Origin of the sequence: Nostoc sp. UHCC 0870, from assembly GCF_022063185.1 — a bacterium.
Taxonomy (GTDB): domain Bacteria; phylum Cyanobacteriota; class Cyanobacteriia; order Cyanobacteriales; family Nostocaceae; genus Trichormus.
In genome coordinates this window covers 1,177,698-1,199,490 of record NZ_CP091913.1, presented here as the reverse complement: position 1 = coordinate 1,199,490, position 21,793 = coordinate 1,177,698, and the positions used below count along the sequence as shown (strand labels likewise).

Below are 21,793 nucleotides of genomic sequence, written 5' to 3'. Positions count from 1 at the left end.
TTCATCCGTTAATCTTGGGTTGATCGAGTACCAAATAAGTTTCAATATCCTCCAGAATAATATCTGTTAAAATCTTCGTTGAGTATCTGCAATAGATCGTTTCAGACGATTCAAACAAGCCATTTTCAAAGTATTTATTAGCAGGAGAAGCACCTCCGCAGACCGAGAAATATGGACAGGTATGCTGGCATAAATCGACCCCTGCTTGAATATCGTGATTGATTCTTTTGAATTTATCTGTTTTACAGGCTGATTCAAACGTGTCATGTTCCACATTACCCAAAATAAAATCGCCATAGATAGAACTTTTCATAGATAAAAGTTCTGGTGAGAATGTGGAAAAATTACCTTGATAGTCTATGCTGATTATTGAAAAAGGTGTAAATTGACCTTTTATTTCATTGGGCATTCCGTAGCAAATTTTATGTTTAAGCTCCTCGAATTCTCTAATTTTTAAGTACCAATTCGTGCTTTTCACTAGCTCATAGAAACGCTGCATAAAAGCACGGTATCGTTCTTCTATTCCCCTATTTTCAAAAGATGATGACTCATGAGAGCCTATTTTTTCGTCAATATTAAATCCCACCTTTCTAATGTCATTTTCCATGAAGAAATTGAACATCTCTTCTGGATAATCTAAAGAGTCTTGAGTCAGTACAGTAATTACACGAAAGTCAATATTATTTGCTTTGAGCATTGATATTCCTCTCATAGTGCTGGCATGAGTACCCAAGCCTTTCCTAGTTTTGCGGTGAGCATCGTGGATAAAATCCAGACCATCAAGGCTAATACCCATCTGCACTTGATAGCTTTTAATCAAATCACACCAATCTTGATTAATGAGTGTTCCATTAGTTTGAATGGACTGATATATTGTGCAGCGATTTTGGTTGAAGTCTTGATTGAGGTTATTAATATTTTGAAATGCCGCATGATAAAAAGCGATCGGCATAGACAAGGGTTCGCCTGCGTGCCAAATAACAGTAAATTCTTTCTCGATTAATTGGCTTTGAAACAGACTTTTAAAGATGGTTTCGATCAAATCAATAGATATTTGAGCCTTAGATTGGCGATTGTGTAGATAGCAGTAATCGCAATCTAAATTACAGAAAGTAGTGGGTTGAATGATAACGAGCTTGACGGGTCCAATGTTGGTATATTGCATGGATTTCGTCACCAAATTTTCGGATTTTATGATTAAAGAGATTTGTCATATGGCCCCTTTTTCCATTCCTCTTTAACCTCTAGATCATCTTGCCGTGAAGATACAGTGCAATACGAGTCTATAAGTTCGTCTCCTCTCTGCTGTATATGTTTTCTTACCTTCACTAACCGCTCTTCTATTGTTAACTCTGAAACACTTGCAGCCTTGACTAAAGCAGAATTGGACAAAGCAGAACTAAAAATTATAGCAACGACTGATACTGTAAAGAGTTGCAAAACTTTCCATTCATCTTGTTTAGTTTCCATATAGCCAAAACTCCCTATTTAGGTTGACAGAATGACAAATTGGTATCAGGATTAGTCGCGAGATAGTCCTTAAGCCAATCACAACCACTTGCTAACAAGTTATCTAAGTTGTCATCAACTTGTCGTTTTTCACCTGAAATATCCCAGAAACTGACAATCCCATTGTTAGTTCCAGCAATCAGAATATTCTGATGGGGATTGAAACTGATGCTCAATACTGGAACTGGAACTGGATAGACTCGGAATTCTTTTAGTTTCTCACCCTGTATACTCCACAGGCGGACGATGCTATCCTTGTAGCCAGTAGCTAGGTGCTGCCCATCTGGGCTGAAGTTAATACTCCAAACACTACCCTGATTTGGCAAAGTTAGGATAGCCTTGGGAGGTTTGAGATTTTGGAGATCCCACAGTCGGACATTACCATTTTGGGAGCCAGTAGCTAAGAGCTTCCTATCTGCGCTAAAGCTGAGGCTATAAATTGGATCTTGAGAAACTTGGAATTCATTCAGTTTCTTACCCTGTAGCGTCCACAGACGGACATTGCCGTCAACGGAACCAGTGGCTAAGAGCTTCCCATCAGGGCTGAAACTGAGGTTCAAGACTAGATTTCCTGGAACTTGGAATTCATTCAGTTTCTTACCCTGTAGCGTCCACAGGCGGACATTGCCATCATCCGAGCTAGTGGCTAAGAGCTTCCCATCAGGGCTAAAGCTGAGGCTCAAACCTCTACCTCCTGGAACTTGAAATTCATTCAGTTTCTTACCCTGTAGCGTCCACAGATGGACAGTGCCGTCGGCGAAGCTAGTAGCTATGAGCTTCCTATTCTGGCTGAAACTCATGCTAAACATGTCACTCTGAGGCATTGGGCGGAGAATCAGGTTATTTTTCTCTTTGATGTCATTCAAAATTGTTTGCAAGACGTGGATGGAGTTATTTTTGGACTTATTAATTTGAGGTGCGAGGAAGGGGTTCCAAATGAGTAATGGATTTTTCAAGGGCACTGTCAATTTATGTCCTGCCTGGATAGCCATAATTAATCCATCAATCTCTCCAGAGGATCTAAAGGGTTTCATTCTATAAGCATCCCAAGCTTTTTCTATCTCATCATTGGCTACTCTTAATTGATAAAAATTATGATTTGTGTACCAGGACAATCCTAAAATAACGCTGAATAACAAAATACCTCCCCCAATTAACCTGCCCCGTCGAATCTTCTGCTCTGCTTTCCGCTTCTCTTTTTCTTTTTCTTCTTTGAGTCTTTTTTCCAGCAAGTATCGATCGCGCCATTTTAAAATCGGTAAAGCTATAATGTCGTGAAAAATCTCATAGCGTTTTACATCTGAATGATAAGGGGCTTTGACTGTACGCAAGATGCGTTGTCTGTCGAGTTTGTCTAATACAGATATGAGTTCACCTTGGTTAAGTCCTGTAGTCTCCGGTAGGTCAATGACAGGATAAGCAATCTTAGTGCCTCCTGCACTCACCAAGTATTTAAAGACAGTTGCCATAGCATCCCGTTCTCTGTCTGAGAGAATATTCATCTGTTCACTTAGATGCTCGTTAGCGATCCTTTGGGCGGCAGTTATATTCTTCTCTGGAATGCTGAATTGATTCAGTGTCTCTAACCGTAGGCAGTGTGAGCCTTTTTTGCCGATCTCTTCTTTCCAGAGGCGTTCCATTACCAGTTCTAGAAAGGGAGCTTCAATTTCTATATTTTCTTGGGAGGTAGAAGGAATACTTATCCTACCCTGATCAGTTTCGATGAGAGAAACCATACCCACCTGAACCTGATTTAAGACCTCCTCAACTAGTTCGGGTTCGATCGCGATCGCCTGGCTTGTTTTGTCGGTTGGTTCTTCAATCGGTTTGACTAAATCAGCGATCGCTGAGTCTTCTTCTAGTTCTTTAATACGCAAGTGGTTGTCAAAAATACCAGGGATGCGCTGTTCAAAATATTTGAGTAAATTTAATGCCTCATCACGGATAGCAATCAGGAAATGGACAGGTAGTTCAGCATAATTGACCGCACGGGCAAATTCGGCAACAAAGCTTCCTTCTTCCATGTCTGGCTGCTGATACTGGAAAAACTCTTCAAACTGGTCGAGGATAATAAAAAGTTTACCTTTTCCTTCTTTACCACTGATATGCTCCGCCCACTCCTGCAAGGTTTGAGCCAATGAAGTCCCGGCTTGAGGAACTTGGACATCGGGAAAGATTTTTCTGATGTCGTTATCCACCTGCTGTTTTAAATTAACGACCGGATTACCACGCCAGTAATTAAAAATAACAGTAGCTATTTGAGGTACGCTCTGATTGTGCAGATTTTGCTGGGCGATCTGCTGCAAGCGATGGACAACACCATACTTGAGGATGCGACTTTTTTCCATACTAGGTGTAGAAAGTAGGGTGAGTCGCGAGGTCATAAAGTGGTTGGTGATAATCTGTTGCAGGTTGTATTGCCCAATTGGCTTGACAATTGCGTCTCGTGCTGAAGGTCGGTCAAGACGCTGGAGTACCAGTTGATTATCAAATATATTGATAATTCGTCCCTGGAAGTGATTGAGTTTAGCTAGAGCATCCTGGCGCATGGCAATGAGGAAATTGACCGACAAGCTGGGACGATTGACCCATCGGGGAAACTCATCGGCGAATGTTTCTTCGCCAGACTCCTGTGAGTGATACTGAAAGTACTCCTCAAATTGGTCTAGAATAATAAAAATTTGACCTCTTTCTGGCTCTTCACTCAACATCTCTGTCCAGGTTTGCAGACTTTCGGTGATTGTTGCCTCATCTTTCAAGCTAGCCGGGTCAATTTTTAATGCTGCGGCAACAGAATGCCGAATCTCGTTTACTAGTAGCATCAACGGATTATCACTGTGCCAGGCATTGAACACAACAACAGCCCACAAAGGCTTACCATCATGCTCTTGTTGGTGTTGTTCGCCATCTCGGTGGAACTGGGGAACAACGCCAGCTTGCAGAATGGAACTCTTGCCTACTCCACTTTCCCCCAGCAGGACTGTCAGACGCGAAACCCGAAGATTTCTGGCGATCGCTCTTTTTTGCTCATCCCGGCCAAAAAAGAATGGTGCGTCTTTTTCTGAAAATGGATTTAAACCCAGGTAAGGTACTTCACCCATAGAATTAACTCCAAAGCTCATATAGGGACTTCTTGGGTGACAGCTTTTCTATCCCATTGGCTAAGTCAGTACAGTAATCTTCTAAGCGGCTATCGATCAGTTCTACCTGTCGCTTATTCCAGAAGGTTTTATCTAGCTCCCCTGGCTTCGATTGATGGATCATCCAAGATTTTTGCCCAACTAGCCGCTCTCCCCAGATTCGATTGATGATAACCCGCAGATCAGGATCGCTGGGGTTAAAACCCATAAACAAGATGTTATGACTTTCCCATAAAATTTCCAAAATATCCTTAGGCAGCAGTTGTCCAATCTCTCGGTAGACTAAATAATTGATGTGGTGATCTTCAGTAATGACAAAATTACACTGTTGACTCTCAATTAAATCAACTACGCCATAGAGTTTGAGAATAACTGGACGATCTTTTGCTTTGCTGATGACTTCCAATTGATTGGGCTTGTCAATGGGACGGGCTTTCTCTTCAAACGGCTTATATTTGAATCGACCACGCACCTCTTCGCCTTCTGCTACATAGAACACTAAATCAAACGGTTGATTAGCTGCTCTAAAAGCCCGTTCCAACATATCATCGTAATTGGTGGTCACGATTAATTGGTAAGGCAAAGGATATTGCTTTTCTTCCATTTTTTCAGGGAGATTAGCCCAGAACAAATAAAATCGACTAGGACTGTATTTCCCTCTCAAAAGTTCGTACAACCTTTCGTAAACATCCTTGATGCCGAAGGTAAGCTGGACATATTGAGCAAGGCACTGAAGATTCATCTTCGCTAGAGCAAGTGCCTGTTCGTTAGCGAGTGGACAAGCTGTAATTGTGCCTTGCAGCAGGGCTTTCTTAACAGGACAATCGGTTGGCAGATCATCTGCACTGACAAGGCAGAGTGGACACGGCGCACCTACTAAATCTTCATAGGGAGAGGTTATTCCTAAATTCTGGGCTAAGTAATCTGCTAGTTCAATTTCACTGAGTCTCTGATTCGTTAACTGTTCGTCAAACAAGTTAAACCCCGGGCCAATGAATGGAATTAATCTTCCGCTCTTTAAGGCGTTAATAATATTTAGATAATGGTGAGTTGTCGGGGGATTTTCGGGAAGTCGTGGAACAGTTAAATTGGATTGAGTATTTTCCTTAAAGTCGATCAAATCGTCCGGTATTCCCTCCAGATCGAGAGCAATACAACCAAAGTCATAAGCATCTTTATAGGTACGACCGGCAATTAGGGAGGCATAAAAACCGACGGCAAATTTAATGGCTGCTGTATCCTCAATCTGATTACTGATACCAATCACGTAATGAATGTGTTCGTTGATTGCCTGAGCTTGAAATTCGGAATAGCAAGCATTTAAGAGAACACACTGAATTTCATTCCTAAATTGCTTAAATAGCCTTGCCAGAGCTTCTGCACTCACTAGCTGAGACTGTCCTGCTTCATTCTCAAAAACTAAACCTGCCTGCTTTCCATGCCCAGAGAAATGGACAATCTCTGGTTTTTCGGCTTCTAGAACCCGAATTAAGTCGCCAGGGTTCACTGCCAATTTAGGAATAATTTCAAACTTATCGCGATTTTTAGAGCGATCTAATTCTTGCTCGATCGCTTTAATTTCTTTATCTACCCGCAACCTGAGATGATTTTCTGGGCTGGCTGTTAAAATCAATATTTTTTTCTTAAACATTGAAGGTTCATTTTTATTTTTTTATCCACGCATTCTTTTGTTTTTAGTAGCTTTATTTTTTTCTTCTAGTTCTGTTTCGCTTAAATTAGTGTTATGGTCTTCCTCCTCTCCCCGCATTATTTTTCTCTTGATAGCTCTTTTTATTTCTATCAATTGATTTTCGGTTAAACTAGTTTTTATCTCTTCATTATTAAAAATTGGTACAAGGGTCACTTTTATAGTATGTATATCTTTTCTTTCTAGACTTCCAGATGCTTTACCACTAGCTTGAAATTCGCCGATTTTGAAGAAATCCACACCTAGTACACTAATTTTTAAGTCAGATTTTCCCATGATTTCGCCTTCAACTGAACCCACTTTTGAAACTGCTACATGAATCTCTAATTCTGCTTTTTCCAAAAAGAAGATTGGTGTATCTTCTGTAGGTTTCAAGTCCTCTTTAACTTGAGAAATAAATTCATTTAAGCTAATTTTGTTTGACATATTAATTCCTATTCATGGGAAGTTTACTTTTGTAAGAATATAGAAATTTAGCGTCTGCATATAGTTTCTGGTCTATTATTATTGGACATCAGATTCCGGTGGTGGTAATTTATATTCTCGCGACAGTTCCACATGAGAGACTCCTTCAACTTGAGCAAGAGCATCCACTTTTTCAGAATCACATGAACCAGTTATAATTCCCAGATTCTCCAACAGTTGTCCAACATTCATTCCAGAAGACTCTAAGTTTTGAGCTACTTCCTGGATATGATCTATGTATTTTTCATCAACTGCAATTGATAAATTAACATTTGACATATCAACAATTCCCTACCGCTTTATGGAGTAGAAACTGCAATGCTTATCAGCTAAGTCGGCATTGCTAAAATAGGTACTCACCATCCCAAGGTATAGTCTAAGGATGGTTGAAGTACGGTCTTCAGGTGAGAAGATAGGAAAAATCTTCTAAGGTGCTTGAACAAGTCCAGCCCCAACATCTACTGAAGGTAGAGGCAATCTGAGAGCATTTTGAGTCAGTCGATTCCAGAGAACACGGCCAGTAGCCCCTATAGCCTCAGCATACAGAGCAGCTATACCAGCAACATGGGGTGCAGCCATACTTGTACCCCTAAGCCTTCTGTACCTCGTTGGCATCAGATAGCTTGAATGAACATCAATTCTCGAACTACCCCCCGGTGTTCTCGGTTCAGCCCCTGGAGCGACAATATCGACCTGACCACCATTGGTATTAAGCCCAGCATTAGAAAAGTAAGCAACTTCCAGTTGAGAGTCAATCGCACCTACAGCCATGATCGAGGGACAATTAGCTGGGTGACTAACTGGCTCAACTATGCCTAAATGTCGCTCACTATCGTTACCAGCCGCAGCGATAATTAACATCCCATTGCGGAGCGCACGATCAGCAACAACCTCGAACACCCCTGAGTACCTCTGTCCAGGAAATACACGCGCTCCCAGAGACATTGAGACAATTGGGCAGCCATTGGCGATCGCCCATTCAATGCCTGCTAAGATTTCGCTATCAGTCCCACGTCCCTGATTGCTTAAAACTTTTCCGGCAAAGATTTCTGTTTCGTAACCAATGCCATAACGCGGGGGGATAGTAGGAGAAAGGGGACCGCAAGCTGTACCGATGCAGTGAGTTCCATGCCCGTTTCTATCTTGCACCTCTTGGTTAGCTATGAACGATTTGCTGATTATCCTCCGTCCGGCAAAATCAGGGTGAGTCAAGTCGAACCCTGTGTCGAGAACGGCAACTTTAATCCCCCGTCCACTAAATTTGGAATTGACGACTTTTGTGATTTGTAGTCCCCATGTTGCTATTGTTTCGTCCACCACCTGCATACCGGGCATAGGCAACATCCTGGTAGTACCATTTGTGGGTGCTAGATGATCTATGAGCCTATCCACAGCATCTCGGTAGCCTTTGAGGTATTCCATTGCCGGATTAGTGGTAGTCCTGGGTGCTAGTTGTTCAACAATACCCCCCAATCCTTGACCGTTTAAAGCGTAAACAACTCTCTCTGCTTCAATGACAGCAATCGGACTACTTTCATCACTCGCAGTATGGAGTGACTGCAACTGTTCTGGGTCGAGAGTACAAACAGCAACACCCAAATTGTCAAATATTGTGGTATCTGTTTGCTCTAATTGCTCTGCGGTAACGGCATTTTTCTCAAAGTCGGCTGCTCTAGCAACTCTCCTGTTCCCAGTGTAATCACGCAGTGTGCGGATTCCTGAATCGATTGCATTTTCACGCAATAATACTAGATATCTTCCCGTTGTCTCTGACCCATTAATTGATGAGATGGGGCTAATCATAATTTTCTTCCCTTCTAGTTCTCTAGCGACTTATTTGACGGTAAAGGGCAAAAGAGTTGTGCAAACTAGTCGTCCAGGGTAAATCTACATTCTTTAAGAGAGAGCAAATGGCAATAGCCATTTAAGGTCTATAAACAAAAATTCTTTCGTTTACAGATGAAGCAGTTTGAACTAAAGCGGATTAAGCCAAAAGGCGGATAATTTAGGCCAATTCGCTACAAAAGCTTTGAAATAGCTTTAGCCCGTCAATAGGCTTTAAGGGAGTCTAATAAGTAATAGACTGAGCATAGATTTAGCTGAATTGGTCAGATTTACAAGAAAACACAACAGATGAAATTATCCCTAAAATTCATAACTAAAAAATAGTGAATTCATTTCCATCTAAGTTGCTTGATTAGAAAAGCAAATTCCAAATCTTGCCTACTCTAATATTGGGATTTTCACGGACTAGAAATAATTTAACCTCTTTCTCAGGTAGAACCTTTTTCATGATGATTATGCTGCCTGCCAGAATAGTGATGATATCTGTAAACAAGCAATTAACCATGTTATGCCGATGAAATTAATCAATAACAAGCAATATAGTTAGTCTTCAAAAGGCATAGACCAAAAGTACTATAAGGCATTAAGCACAAAGAATATAAAGAACGCCCTGATTGATGAAAAGTTGGGCTATTTTTTAGACAGGATCAGATATGGAATAGATTGCGTCAACATAACTTTTAGTTGGGTTTTTCTTGATTAACTCTTGGATTTGAGTGGCTACAAGGGGATGTGAATCTTGTTGTAATTTCGGTAGCAGTTCTAAGAGGACGCGCTGAGATACTACACTTAAATAAGCGATCGCCGCTTCTCTCACAAAGCCTGTAGGATGGCGCAAAGCTTGTAAAATTTCATTAATGGTCAGGCGAATGCGGTTGACTTGAGCAAAATGAAAACAGCAAGCCAAGCACCAATCTGAGAAAAAATTCCCTAAACTCAGCATCCGGCGCAGTCTATCACTGGGTGTAAACGGTTGATATTCCATAAATCCAGCTTCTATAAGATAAGGGAGTTTCTCTTGGGGCGATCGCTGATCTAAAATATTCAACAGCAATGATTTGGTGGGTAAGTTGACTGTATGCTCTAATATCTCTAAGCCCCGTGCTAAGTTAGTCCCTGACTCAGACCGTAAATTAAAAGCTGCCGCCTGCATTTTTTCTGGGGAGTATAATAGGCGCAATAACAGCAGTAATCTCTCTTTAATATCCCATTCCATTTCTGATAAAGCGCGTTGTAATAATTCGTAGACAATCAAAACTCGCTCTTGTGTTTGATAATTTTCTAACCTTTGTTGTGGTTGTAAGTCTATGTACGCCGCGTAAATTTCACCTAAAAATTTTAATTCTTGGTCAATTAAACTTTCTACTCGACTGTGCTGGAATCGATCTACTAAATTGGTAACTTCTGATTGTTTTTGAATTTTTAATAAACTGCGAAGAATATGATATCTAGTCCCACCCCAAGATGATTCTAAATGTAACCATAAAGTGTCTAGTGCCTCTAGGGTGGAGATATGGGCTATAGTCCGCCAAGCATACATCCGCAATACTTCTGGTTTGTAAACATTGGTGGCTAATTTTAGCAGCATCTCCAATGCTTCATTCTCCATTTTAACTAAGGCACGCATGGCCGTATCACGGGTTGATTTGTAGTAAAGTGCTTTTAAAAGTGCTGGATAATATTCCTCCATTCTGTTGGTTGCAATCATGTCTAAAACAGCGCAGCGTACCCGTAGGGATTCATCCTGTAACAGATTGGGGATGTGAATCCGCAAGGCTTGTAAATATACTGCTTCTCTTAAAGCTTTGACTCCATTCATCCTTTCTAGTTCTTGCTTGTGAGTCAGCATCGAACGTAAGGTTTTGGTGGCTGCTACTGTTTGCATTGGTGTTCCTTGACGTAGTAGCAAAGCAGCAGCAGTTCCACGGATGAGTGAGTGGTTTCGTGGGTGGAGATATTCTTCTAGGAGACCGAGATTAGGATGCGCTTCCGCTAGCCAGACATAACGCAACGCCAAAGCAAAAACTTCTGGATTGACCACACTAGGGTGTCGTTCTAACAACCAACGCACTTCTGAGACATATTCAGGTTTTGCACCTACTGCTAACATCACCTCTAAACTGCGATGCTGTAAGTCAGGGGTGAGTTTGAATAGTAATCCTGCTAAAATTTCAGCTGCCCCTTGGGGATCAATTTGGGCTAATAGGTCAATACAAGAATGTTTATCGGCGGCGTTACCTGTTTCTTCTAAAGCTTTGACTACTGCTTGCTTAAAGGCGCGTAATCCCACCTTAGAAGCACTCAGTTCTCCGCGTTCTGCACTCAAGACTAATAAATCTACATAGCGCGATCGCAATACCCAAACTACGCGCAAGCAAGCAACTGCTACAATGGCTGTCTCGGCAATAAATATCCATTTTTGGACGGGTGCAGCTACAAATTTTCCCCCAATAACCACAGTCAAAAATATTACCAATCCAGTCAACCCTGTAGCGATCGCTTCGGCTGAACCTCCAGATAAAGTCTGCATCCGGCTGCGAATCCGCTCTGGTATGGGTTGGTATAATACAGGGCCACTACTAACAACAAAGGTATAACGTAGCAGTTCATCTGTAAATTTCAGCCCTACCAATCCCCAGAAAAAAGCAACGGATTGCATTCCCGGTAATATATTCAGTACCGCAATCACTCCTGGGACAACAAAGCCTACAGCCACAGGTAAAAGGGCTGCACTAAAAAACACCCCAAAACGTTCAATCAGGCGGCTGGAGATAAACCACTGAGTCGCTAACTCACAAAGTCCGACAATCCCACCAAATAAGCCTAAAAAGCCTGCTAGTTCTGTGTCACCCAAGTTTAATTTTAGTTCTTGCAGGTATTGAAAATCGATTAATAACCCAATGACTTGCAAAAGACCAACAAAGGCAAATAACTGTAATGTATAACGTTTGAGTGGGGCTTCGAGGCGGCGGTGTCGTGAGGCTTCTTCTTGGGGAAAGATACGCTGTGGTGCATCGGGAAAAGCATCTCGGTACTGATAGGTTAAATAAGCCAGAATTGCTGAACCTAAGATAATCACCCCACAGGCGATGATAATTACACGATTGAGTCGAGCAAATTGCAGCAACCAAGGTAAGCTAAAGCCACTAATTACATCTGCGACTAGTAAACCACTGCTAACTATGGGGTAGGTGCGTTTAATTTCACGAATATTAAATAGTTGATTGGCGACAATAGAAGTATTGAGGTCATTGACTACATATAAAGAATCTACCCATAGCCGCAATAAAAACACCAGAATCACCGCTAGGTAAGAAATATGTAATTTCCAGTGTAGTAATACTAGCAAGATTAATGGTGCGACCATACAAGGTGCGATCGCCACCACTACCCAGCGTAAAGGAAAAACCTTTTGTAACCAAGAATACAAAAAAACTAGTGCGACACCCATAAAAGCACTAGCTATATACATCCAAGGTAATGGCCCAACCCCGTATTCATCTAAAAACAGTGCGACTGTACTATCTTCTGCCCATCGTAACCCTATAGATACAGTTGTATAAAAGGCAAACATCATCCAAGTCCGTCTGCCTTCTTCTGGTCGTAGATTCACCCATTTTAATAGTTGTGCTAGCAAATTATTCTTTGCAGCCAACGAATTATTTTTCAATTCCATTAAAAATGGCAAAAGTCCTGAACAACTGAGTATTATGTTTCCCACTCAGAGTTCAGGACTATCAGATTTAATATTTTCAGTAGCAAATTACTTGACTGAACTTACTCAGCACTGTTAATTATTTCTTGGGCGAAATCAGCATCATCATGTTGCGCCCTTCCTTTTTAGGTGCTTGTTGTACTTCACCGAATGGCTCTAAATCTGTAGCCATCCGCTTGAGTAAGGTTTCTGCTAAGTCACTGTGTTGAATCTCTCGCCCCCGGAACATCACAGTCGCCTTGACTTTATCACCATCTTTCAAGAAGCGTTCTGCTTGCTTAACACGCACATTGTAGTCGTGTTCTTCTATCTTGTAACGCATCTTAACTTCTTTCACATCGGCTGTGTGCTGCTTTTTCCGGGCTTCCCGCGCTTTCTTCTCCTGCTCAAACTTATATTTCCCATAGTCCATAATCCGACATACTGGCGGATCGGCCTTGTCACTGAGCAGCACTAGATCAAGCTCCTTGTCTTCTGCTAGTTGCAGAGCTTCCTGGGGAGTCAGAATTCCTAGCTGAGAGCCGTCAGTGTCAATGACTCGAATTTTGGGGAAGCGAATTCTTTCGTTAATTTGGGGCAGATCGCGAGTTCTTTTTTTCTCAATCACAGGCATTATAGTTAATGGGATTCCTTTGCTAAGAATTTGGCTTGGACTGAATTAACTTGATTTTGGTTGGTGTGGCTCATAAGCACAACAATAAAATAACTAATGACTTGATCATAAGTCTATAGTTTTGGGTTAGCTAGTCCACAGAGTGATATGTTCTCTCTGTATTTGCTATTCTACTCACTCTCAGAGAATTTCTCTGCAATAGTTAATTTAAATCACACAACCTAGAGAACCATTAACTATTGTAACAATTATTTTTCAATTCGTTTAATGATAGTTAATAGTCAACATTCCCCTATCTTTAGAATAGAAGTTAAGTCCTCAATTATATTCAATTTTGAATTCGGAGGGAAGCGACATGGCGATCGCAGTACACTGGCAAGAAAGAGTTGGGAATCAAAGGGACTGGGTATGGCGTGGTTGGCAAATTCGTTATACCTATATTCGCGCCAGTCAAAATCACCAAAAAACAACGCCTCTGATTTTATTACACGGTTTTGGTGCTTCTATTGGTCATTGGCGACATAACTTAGAAGCATTAAGCGAACATCACACAGTTTATGCTCTCGATATGCTCGGTTTTGGGGGTTCAGAAAAAGCTCCCGCCAACTACAGTATAGAACTATGGGTAGAGCAGGTATATGAGTTTTGGCAAGCTTTTATCCGTCAACCAGTGGTATTAGTGGGCAATTCCAATGGTTCTCTAGTTTCCTTAGCCGCCGCCGCAGCTCATCCAGATATGGTAAAAGGGATTGTCATGATGAGTTTACCTGACCCATCATTAGAGCAAGAAGCTATTCCGCCTATTCTGCGTCCTTTGGTGAAGACAATCAAAAATATTGTCGCTTCTCCACTAGTGTTAAAGCCTGTATTTTACTTTGTGCGTCAACCCAGTGTATTACGTCGCTGGGCTAGTTTGGCTTATGCGAATCCCGAAGCAATTACTGACGAACTGATAGATATTTTAGCTGGGCCTCCCCAAGATAGGGGTTCAGCCCGTGCTTTTAGTGCATTATTTAAAGCTGCGATCGCTATTAATTTTAGTCCAAGTGTGAAAGCACTGTTACCAAATATCAAAATTCCCATGTTACTAATTTGGGGACAAAAAGACCGCTTTGTCCCGCCTATACTAGCCAGTCGATTTGCTCAATATAATGAACGGCTACAAATACTTAACTTAGAAGATGTAGGTCATTGTCCCCATGATGAATGTCCAGAGCAAGTCAACCAAGCCATTTTAAACTGGATTGATCAATCTCTTCAAGATGGAGGGATTTAGCTGTCAAAGAACCCCACCCCCAACCCCTCCCCGTGAACGGGGAGGGGAGACAAAGCGTAGCTGTGGCGGGGTGGGGTTCTTCGGGTTTCGTCAGGAATGAAGCGAACATGACATAACCTATCACCTGTCACCTGTCACCTGTCACCTATCACCTATCACCTTCTTCAACTAGCCAATGGTAACTTGAGCAGTATCAACAGATGTAGTACCGTGTACATTTTGGGCTACAGACCTCATTTTGTTGAGAACTTCTTGGTTAGGAACTTTGCCTTTCAACACTACAGTCCCAGCAGTCTGAGCTACCCACAGGGAATCTATACTATTTAGTTGTGCATCCTGATCAAATGCCAATGCTACCCGCTTTGCTAAACCACTTTGGTCATATTCTCCATTTAACCCCAAACGTTCTGGTGGAATTGATTGGGTAGCAGTGGAAGTAGCCGCTTGCGGTACTTGGGGGGAGGGATTTACTTGGGCGTTTTGGGGTTTTTCCATACCAAAAATTCTTTTGAGCCAACTCATAAATTTCATCCTCCTGAAACTGCATAGTGTTAATAATACGGATATCATAGATGTTTGGTAAACTATGCACATCTGTCCACAAAAAGATATGCACTCCTCAAAACATATGCTTTCAGTATGATGTAGACCTAACTTTTTGCTAGAGAAGAATAGAACAGGTGCAGGTATTGAGTTTAAAATAAGGGACAAGACTTATATTTATTCACTTAGTAAGCAGTACGTGTCAGGTGGCTATTAGTTAATGTTTGCGTTAGCAATAGCTTCCTGAGTCTGTGTTGGCAAAGATGAAACATACCCTTTCAGTTTTGGTAGAAGATGAGGCGGGGGTTCTCTCCCGCATTGCTAGTTTGTTTGCGCGTCGTGGCTTTAATATCGAAAGCCTCGCAGTTGGTTCGGGTGAGCAGGGGGGAGTTTCCCGCATTACGATGGTTGTACCTGGTGACGATCGCGTAATTGAACAGCTCACTAAACAACTATACAAGTTGGTCAATGTCCTCAAGGTGCAGGATATTACAGAAACCCCTTGTGTAGAGCGAGAATTGATGCTTTTGAAGGTGAACGCTACTAGCAGCAACCGTTCTGAAGTCATCGAACTAGCTCAGATATTCCGGGCGCGTGTAGTAGATGTAGCAGAAGATTCCCTGACTTTAGAAGTTGTGGGCGATCCTGGTAAGATGGTGGCGATCGTGCAGGTGCTACAAAAGTTTGGGATTAGGGAAATTGCTCGCACTGGCAAAATTGCCCTGACTCGTGAATCTGGTGTAAATACTGAGTTGCTCAAGTCTTTGGAAGCCAAGGCTTCCTGAGATTTATTTGCCAAAAATGCCGCAGGACTAGAAGTCGCGGCTACAAGAGTACCTCTCCCCGTTCACCTACCGTGTACACACAAGTCGAATTACCCCCCTTAATCCCCCCTTGGAAAGGGGGGAAACCGGAAAATCTAGTTCCCTCCCATTTCCAAGGGGAGGGTTAGGGTGGGTTAAACAGAGGACTGATAGTGATTCGATAACTTGTGTGTACACCGTAGCCTATAACTGTAGAGACGTTGTATGCAGCGTCTCTACATATTCCCCCTTCCCACCAGGGAAGGGGGTTAGGGGGTTAGGTTTCCCGTCAACTTTTCTACATAACGTGAAAAATCAGGGTAGCTGATCGCCTAAAATTCTTTCATTGAGTATTTATATTTATAAATTAACTAGAAACAATGGCCATACCTAATTTTCAACGTGCTAATACTCTGAAATCAGCCTTTCAAGCTTGTAGCGTTGAACCCTTAGAAGGTGAAGATATAGAAAAATACTATGTCGATTTATCCGCAGTCCGCAAAACTTCAGCAGTGGATAATGTTAGTACACTTCTAGAGTTTCAAGAACCCTCAGACTTTACCACAATTCTATTTACTGGGCATCGTGGGTGTGGTAAAAGTACAGAGCTAAAACGTATTCAAACGCTTTGGCAAGAAAATTATCATGTTATTTATTTAGAAGTAAATGAAGAAACAGATATTAATGATGCTAACTATACAGATTTATATTTAATAGTTATCAAGCAAGTAGAATATGAGTTAAGAAAATTAGGCTTAAATTTTGATAAAGCATTATTACAAAATTTTGAATCTTGGTTTAAAGAAATTACTCAAGAGACAGAAGAAAGTGTAGAAAAATCTGTCAGCATTGAGGGAGAAGCAACCCTCCAACCACAAGCACCATTTATCGCAAAATTAATGGTGAAATTGCTAGCGCAGATTAAAGGTTCTGATAAACAAAAAACTACAATTCGCCAAACTTTAGAAAAAGACTTATCACGCCTGAAGGCAGATATTAACCTATTACTGGGTGATGCTTACGTTAAACTTAGAAAAAAATTTCCTGAGTTTAAAGGCTTACTGATTATTTTTGATAACCTAGATAGAGTTCCCCCTGCGGTTGCAGATCATTTATTTTTTGACTACGCAGCTCAGTTACAAGAACTCCACTGTACAATTATTTATACAGTACCAATTTCTATTCTTTGTTCACCCAAAAATCCCCTATGTCAGTTTGATGGGAATCCTCATATTGTGCCAATGGTGAATATCTATGAATTTGAACGTGATGTCTGCAATTTAAACTACAATCAAGCCGGATTAGATGCGGTTGCTAGTTTGATAGAGAAGCGCGTAGATGTTGATGCTGTATTTGTATCTCGCCAAGAATTGCTAGAGTTAACTAAAGCTAGTGGTGGTCATGTCCGTCAACTTATGCAGATGATGCGGAGTGCTTGTCAAACTGCTAGCACTAAAAAACATCCCAAAATTACTGCTGAAGATGTGGAATATGCTATCAAACAACAGCAATTTGGTTTTGAAAGATTTATCCCTGAAGAACATTATCAACATTTAGCGCAAGTGTGCATCAATAAAGACGTGAGCAAAGATGAAATTGGTCAATTGATGCTGTTTAACACTTCAGTCTTAGAGTACAACGGCAATAAACGTTGGAATTACCCCAATCCCGTGGTAAAACAAAATGAGTTCTTCCAAAAAGCCCTTGCAGCACTCACAAGTCAATAGTGCAGAACTTGGGCAATTTATCACAATTAATCAAGAATCTTTTGCTGAGTTACTGACTTTTATAGACTTTGCAGAAAAGTTTACACTTGGTTTTGTGGAAGTTAACTTTCCACCAGATGTAGACTTATTAATTGCAGCGTTGCAAAATAACCCAGAATGTGAAAATATTCAATTTTTTATTGTCAATTCTCAGGATGCTAATCTGCGATTTTTGCGAGATGAAATTGTCCAAAGATTAGCTCATATTCAGGTAGAAGCGAATAAAAAGTTAGTCTTGATTGTCAGAGGCTTAGAAAATGCTATTGGTGTTTTTGGTGACTACCCGCCAGTTTTACAAGACTTAAATTTTGTGCGGGATGCTTATAAAAGAAGTGTACCTCATCCCATATTATTTATTCTGCCAGACTATGCCATCACGCGCCTAGCTAAATTTGCACCTGATTTTTGGGCTTGGCGTTCAGGAATATTTCGCTTTAAAACACCAAATAAAACTATAGAAAACGCTATTAGTCAGACTCAAAATAGTGAGATCATAGATAGATTAGAACCGCCAGAAAAGCAAGAACGAATAGATATATTACACCGTCTGTTAATGGAACATAACCCAACTGGGCAACAGCCAACAGAAGGTAGTCTCCGCAGCTATAGTAATATTTTACATCAGCTAGGGCGTGCTTATTTGAGCCAGATAAAGCCAGAAAAAGCTAGAGAATATTTAGAAGCAGCCAAAAAGATTGCTGAGAATTTTCAAGACGGATTATTCCAATCAGAAGTTATTAATACATTAGGTGATACTTACTCTCAAGAAAGGCAATTTGAAACAGCAATCAAGTATTATGAAGAATCATTGTTGATTTCTAGACAGATAGAAAATCGCCGCCGTGAAAATATTGCATTATTGAAGATAGGTAATGCTTATTTAAAATTGAGAAAATTTTCAGAAGCTACTACCTTTTATCAGCAGTGTTTAAACATTTACCAAGAGATAGGCGATCGCTTAAGCCAAGCCCGCACCTACCACAACTTGGGAAGTGTAGCCCAAGAATTAAGGGAATGGGAACAGGCCAAAACCTATTATCAACAAGCTTTGGATATCTTTATTGAATATGGCGATCGCTTAAGCCAAGCCCGCACATACCACAACTTGGGAATGGTAGCCCAAGAATTAAGGGAATGGGAACAAGCCAAAACCTATTATCAACAAGCTTTGGATATCAAAATTGAATATAGCGATCGCTTAAGCCAAGCCCGCACATACCACCAGTTGGGAATCGTAGCCCAAGAATTAAGGGAATGGGAACAAGCCAAAACCTATTATCAACAAGCTTTGGATATCTTTATTGAATATGGCGATCGCTTAAGCCAAGCCAGCACCTACGGACAGTTAGGAATACTAACCCAAGAATTAAGGAAATGGGAACAAGCCAAAACCTATTATCAACAAGCTTTAGATATCTTTATTGAATTTAGTGATCGCTTAAGCCAAGCCAGCACATACCACCAGTTGGGAAAAGTAGCCCAAGAATTAAGGGAATGGGAACAAGCCAAAACCTATTATCAACAAGCTTTAGATATCAAACTTGAATTTGGCGATCGCTTAAGCCAAGCCAGCACCTACGGACAGTTAGGAATACTAACCCAAGAATTAAGGGAATGGGAACAAGCCAAAACTTATTATCAACAAGCTTTGGATATCTTTATTGAATATAGCGATCGCTTAAGCCAAGCCCGCACCTACAATAATTTGGGAAGTGTAGCCCAGCAATTAAGGGAATGGGAACAAGCCAAAACCTATTATCAACAGGCTTTGGATATCAAAATTGAATTTGGCGATCGTTATAGCCAAGCTAGTACCTACTACCAACTTGGTCAGGTTGCAAAGGAATGGGGAGAGATAGAACAAGCCAAAACCTATTACCTGGAAGATTTACAGATTACGTTTGAGTTTAATGACGAACATGATTTAGGTCTTTCGATCAGCAATCTGGCTAGTTTTTATCAAGCTACCCAAGATGAGAGTCTATTGCAAGCGGTGGCTAATATTTTGGGGATGACGGTGGAAGAAGTCAGGGAAAGGTTTGAGAGGGTGTCTGAATGATGATGTCGGTGGTAGAACCCCACCCCCAACCCCCTCCCCGCAAGCGAGGAGGGGGCTATGAATTTGGTTGCGTTGCGCTGACTGACTTAATTTCATTCTGGGAAAAATAAGGAAAGACTAGCAGCAAAGTGTAACTAAATGTCCCAAGATCAACACCCAAATCCCCCCTTTTATTCTTTCCCCTCTTCTTCCCTCAACTCTTCTTCCCTCAACTCTTCTTCCCTCAACTCTTCTTCCCTCAACTCTTCTTCCCTCAACTCTTCTTCCCTCACCTCGTCTTCCCCCCCCTCGTCTTCCCCCCCCTCGTCTTCCCCCCCCTCGTCTTCCTCCACCTCCTCTTCCTCCACCTCTTCTTCCCCCTCCTCGCTTGCGGGGAGGGGGCTAGGGGGTGGGGTATCTTGGCAAACTTCGCCACCCCTCTGGGAGAAACTCAAGCCACTGGGGCGACAGATGCGGCGTGAACCTACACTTGCAGAAGAAAAACTATGGCAAAATTTGAGATCCAAACAACTTTTAGGGTTAAAGTTTCGCCGTCAACACGCAATTGACCGCTTTATTGTAGATTTTTATTGTAGGGAAGCAGGTTTAGTTGTGGAGGTGGATGGTGAGATTCACGACTATACCCAAGAGGAAGACGCTATCCGCCAGGAATTTTTGGAAAGTTTGGGTTTGCTGGTGGTACGTTTGAGAAATGAGGATATTTTGAATGCAATTGATGGTGCGTTGGCAAAGATTGTAGCTATGTTGCAGAGTTAGTATTACCCTTCAAAACCCAATACAGCAAATAGCCCGTTGAATTTTAATCATGCAATAATATCCGCTTGCAAATAGGGAACTATATGCACAATTGCAGCAGCAGCAGTTGAGGTAATTTTCAGGGATTTTCTAGAAAAGTGCCGTAATTTTACGGAAGTAATTTTAAAAATCAGCCTGAATTAAGTTAATTAGAAATTTTTTAAGTGTAAATACTGACCAACGCTAAGTTAAATTCTGTTAATTTTGCATTATTATTTCAGTGTTTATGAATTAAAAGTTACTCATAAGGTATGTGATTCTTTAGAGTCTTTACCTTTTGTTGACTTAATCCTACTCAGTGCCTATTAATTTAAGTACAAGTAACTACAGCAACAATAGCTTACGCATGATTTTCATGGGGTTTAACCACAAGTCTTGGGTTCAAAAATTTGTATGTAAGATTACAAAAAACTATTAACTGATCCTTGATAGGAATTGTGGTAAAACTGCTAAACAAATTTAGCTGAAGTAAAGAAAACATGAACACAACTCCTATAAGTAGCTACAGGTTAATCCAGAAACTACATCCCATATCTTTATTAGCACAGCTAACTAGTCGCCATGCTACTGGATGTTTACGCATATTTACAGACATAGCTTTTTGGACAATTAATCTAGAGCAAGGTAAACTTACCTATGCCTCATATTCAGATAAGCTATTTGATCGTCTTGATAGTCACCTGCGGCACTTGAGTCAAAAAATTCCTCATCTCAACAGTGGGACTCGTGTGCAAATGCGCTTGATGTTTGAACCCCAAGATGAAAGTCAGTCTTTAGCTTATGCTGATTACCAAGCGATTTGCTGGTTAGTCAATCAAGACTATATTACTTCCAAACAAGCAGCAATTCTCATAGAAGAATTAGCTAAAGAAGTGCTGGAATCATTTCTAGTTTTAAAAGAAGGAAGCTATGAATTTTATCCTGAAACTGCGTGGGAAGAACTACCAAAATTTTGTTATTTAGACTTACGTGTATTAGTTGAACACTGTCAAAGGCAGTTAAGAAATCGACAACGCATTCCATCTACATCTAATAGTGCGGGAAGTTCTCCGGTTGTACCTACAAATAAACCACCACAAACTCAGCCGCAGCAACCAAATAGTCAAACAGTACCTAAATCAAATAATTTAGATCCAGTTGATAGCCCTCGGTTAGTGCGAAGAAGTTTATATACTATTGCCTGTATAGATGATAGTCAAACAGTATTAAATTCTATTAAAAGTTTTTTAGATGAAAATGTATTTGCCGTGGTGACTATCAATGATCCGGTCAAGGCTTTGATGCAAATTCTCCGATGTAAGCCGGATTTAATTTTATTAGATGTAGAAATGCCAAATTTAGATGGTTATGAGTTATGTTCTTTATTGCGAAGACATTCAGCTTTTAAAAATACACCAATCATTATGGTGACTGGCAGAACAGGATTTATTGACAGAGCAAAAGCTAAAATGGTCAGGTCTTCAGGTTATTTAACAAAACCGTTTAATCAATCAGAATTGTTGAAAATTGTGTTTAAACATCTTGGGTAGGGAAGAAGGGGACAGGGGACAGGTGAC

At 41.0% G+C, this 21,793-nt stretch carries 17 protein-coding genes; 6 read left to right on the top strand and 11 right to left on the bottom strand.

Annotation, left to right across the window (positions count from 1 at the left end; all coding sequences use genetic code 11):
• Position 1: 1 nt before the first annotated feature.
• The 9 genes from grrM to infC all read right to left on the bottom strand — a co-directional run bounded on the left by grrM (position 2) and on the right by infC (position 12,995).
• On the bottom strand, positions 2-1,165 hold the full coding sequence (gene grrM / locus L6494_RS05325; protein ID WP_237991938.1) for a cyclophane-forming radical SAM/SPASM peptide maturase GrrM/OscB: 1,164 nt from the start codon (positions 1,163-1,165) through the stop codon (positions 2-4).
• Between the two features lie 32 nt (positions 1,166-1,197).
• Complete coding sequence (locus L6494_RS05320) at positions 1,198-1,470, bottom strand: hypothetical protein (RefSeq protein ID WP_237991936.1); 273 nt, start codon at positions 1,468-1,470, stop codon at positions 1,198-1,200.
• A 14-nt stretch (positions 1,471-1,484) separates the two neighbouring features.
• Positions 1,485-4,610 carry an NACHT and WD repeat domain-containing protein gene (locus L6494_RS05315; RefSeq protein ID WP_237991934.1) on the bottom strand — a complete coding sequence of 1,042 codons (3,126 nt, stop codon included), beginning with the start codon at positions 4,608-4,610 and terminating at the stop codon, positions 1,485-1,487.
• Positions 4,611-4,614: 4 nt separating this feature from the next.
• Positions 4,615-6,300: an SIR2 family protein gene (locus L6494_RS05310; RefSeq protein ID WP_237991930.1), complete on the bottom strand. Its 1,686-nt coding sequence runs from the start codon at positions 6,298-6,300 to the stop codon at positions 4,615-4,617.
• A 21-nt stretch (positions 6,301-6,321) separates the two neighbouring features.
• Entirely contained in the window at positions 6,322-6,783 is a 462-nt protein-coding gene (locus tag L6494_RS05305; RefSeq protein ID WP_237991928.1) for a trypco2 family protein, read from the bottom strand.
• A 78-nt stretch (positions 6,784-6,861) separates the two neighbouring features.
• Positions 6,862-7,101, bottom strand: a complete 240-nt coding sequence (locus L6494_RS05300; RefSeq protein WP_237991926.1) for a ketohydroxyglutarate aldolase — start codon at positions 7,099-7,101, stop codon at positions 6,862-6,864.
• A 147-nt stretch (positions 7,102-7,248) separates the two neighbouring features.
• On the bottom strand, positions 7,249-8,625 hold the full coding sequence (locus L6494_RS05295) for a S8 family peptidase (RefSeq protein WP_237991923.1): 1,377 nt from the start codon (positions 8,623-8,625) through the stop codon (positions 7,249-7,251).
• Positions 8,626-9,304: 679 nt separating this feature from the next.
• Positions 9,305-12,343, bottom strand: a complete 3,039-nt coding sequence (locus L6494_RS05290) for an MFS transporter (protein ID WP_237991921.1) — start codon at positions 12,341-12,343, stop codon at positions 9,305-9,307.
• Between the two features lie 118 nt (positions 12,344-12,461).
• Entirely contained in the window at positions 12,462-12,995 is a 534-nt protein-coding gene (gene infC, locus L6494_RS05285) for a translation initiation factor IF-3 (protein WP_190705740.1), read from the bottom strand.
• A 355-nt stretch (positions 12,996-13,350) separates the two neighbouring features.
• On the opposite strand from infC, the gene L6494_RS05280 reads away from it, so the two are divergent.
• A complete protein-coding gene (locus L6494_RS05280) occupies positions 13,351-14,271 on the top strand; it encodes an alpha/beta fold hydrolase (RefSeq protein ID WP_237991918.1) in 921 nt (306 codons plus the stop codon).
• 168 nt (positions 14,272-14,439) lie between these two features.
• Here L6494_RS05280 and L6494_RS05275 read toward each other — a convergent pair whose 3' ends face one another.
• Positions 14,440-14,793: a BON domain-containing protein gene (locus tag L6494_RS05275; RefSeq protein ID WP_237991916.1), complete on the bottom strand. Its 354-nt coding sequence runs from the start codon at positions 14,791-14,793 to the stop codon at positions 14,440-14,442.
• Between the two features lie 284 nt (positions 14,794-15,077).
• Here L6494_RS05275 and ilvN point away from each other — a divergent pair, with 284 nt between their 5' ends.
• From ilvN to L6494_RS05260, 3 genes are all read left to right on the top strand, one after another.
• The gene (gene ilvN, locus L6494_RS05270; RefSeq protein WP_190699525.1) at positions 15,078-15,599 is read left to right on the top strand and encodes an acetolactate synthase small subunit; all 522 of its coding nucleotides are present in this window, start codon (positions 15,078-15,080) and stop codon (positions 15,597-15,599) included.
• 398 nt (positions 15,600-15,997) lie between these two features.
• Complete coding sequence (locus L6494_RS05265; protein ID WP_237991914.1) at positions 15,998-17,344, top strand: P-loop NTPase fold protein; 1,347 nt, start codon at positions 15,998-16,000, stop codon at positions 17,342-17,344.
• On the top strand, positions 17,301-19,442 hold the full coding sequence (locus L6494_RS05260; RefSeq protein WP_237991912.1) for a tetratricopeptide repeat protein: 2,142 nt from the start codon (positions 17,301-17,303) through the stop codon (positions 19,440-19,442). The genes L6494_RS05265 and L6494_RS05260 overlap by 44 nt, the downstream gene beginning before the upstream one ends.
• Before the next feature lie 170 nt (positions 19,443-19,612).
• Here the strand turns inward: L6494_RS05260 and L6494_RS05255 are convergent, their stop codons facing one another.
• Positions 19,613-19,789, bottom strand: coding sequence for a hypothetical protein (locus tag L6494_RS05255; protein ID WP_237991910.1), 177 nt, complete (start codon positions 19,787-19,789; stop codon positions 19,613-19,615).
• A gap of 103 nt (positions 19,790-19,892) precedes the next feature.
• Here L6494_RS05255 and L6494_RS05250 point away from each other — a divergent pair, with 103 nt between their 5' ends.
• Both L6494_RS05250 and L6494_RS05245 read left to right on the top strand, forming a co-directional pair.
• Positions 19,893-20,198, top strand: a complete 306-nt coding sequence (locus L6494_RS05250) for an endonuclease domain-containing protein (protein ID WP_237991908.1) — start codon at positions 19,893-19,895, stop codon at positions 20,196-20,198.
• Between the two features lie 518 nt (positions 20,199-20,716).
• Positions 20,717-21,766, top strand: coding sequence for a response regulator (locus tag L6494_RS05245; RefSeq protein WP_237991907.1), 1,050 nt, complete (start codon positions 20,717-20,719; stop codon positions 21,764-21,766).
• The last annotated feature ends 27 nt before the right edge of the window (positions 21,767-21,793 follow it).